Annotated in this window: 1 protein-coding gene; it reads right to left on the reverse strand. The window is 59.6% G+C overall.

Annotated elements, in window-relative coordinates:
• Window positions 1–217: Rid family hydrolase (locus tag SB772_RS46390; RefSeq protein WP_410839317.1), on the reverse strand; the 217-nt coding region annotated here is incomplete at its 3' end.
• Window positions 218–228 lie beyond the last annotated feature (11 nt).

The raw sequence follows: 228 nt of genomic DNA on the forward strand, positions 1-228 counted from the left end.
CCTTCATGTCGGCGATATAGAGCTGCACCGACAGCAGCAGCGTCTTGTCGCTGTTCGCTTCGCCCAGCAGGCGGTCGATATGGCCCAGCACTTCGCGCGTCTGGCCAGCGATGTCCTGCTTCGTGTCCTCGGCGATCTGACCCGCGAGATAGACCGTACCGTTGTAAACAGCGGTTTCCGAAAGGCGCGGACCCACGTGGTGACGAATGACTGCCATGTAAATTCCTG

This window comes from Paraburkholderia sp. SIMBA_030 (assembly GCF_046535245.1).
GTDB lineage: Bacteria > Pseudomonadota > Gammaproteobacteria > Burkholderiales > Burkholderiaceae > Paraburkholderia.